Raw genomic sequence first — 297 nt, 5'->3', positions numbered from 1 at the left:
ACGGCCTGATGGTCTGATCGCGCGTCTTTGGCTTCGTCACGCGCGGCAGAACCACACGCTCCGCCGATAGTTGGTCCCATGCACGGTGCAGATGCTTCTCGCGTGCAAGCGTGATCGTTGAGCCGTAAATTTCAGCAATGCTCGTAGCGACAACGAGAGACCCGCGCTCTTGCAGCAGAGCGACGATGTTTCTCTTGATCTCGCGCACCCATTCCTCCTCCAGGCGCGCCTCCGTATCACGATGATCCGCCTCGGACCACGACCCAGCCATGTCCGCCGGAATCAAGCTGCCAGAGT

The 297-nt window shown here is 60.3% G+C and carries 1 protein-coding gene; it reads right to left on the bottom strand.

Features of this window, described 5'->3' with window-relative positions; genetic code table 11:
* On the bottom strand, window positions 1-208 hold a 208-nt coding region (locus tag ASG00_RS15335), incomplete at its 3' end, for a hypothetical protein (protein ID WP_200930883.1).
* Between the last annotated feature and the right edge of the window lie 89 nt (window positions 209-297).

The organism is Microbacterium sp. Leaf351 (genome assembly GCF_001423825.1).
Taxonomy (GTDB): Bacteria; Actinomycetota; Actinomycetes; order Actinomycetales; family Microbacteriaceae; genus Microbacterium; species Microbacterium ginsengisoli.
This window is presented reverse-complemented; position numbering and strand designations above follow the sequence as displayed.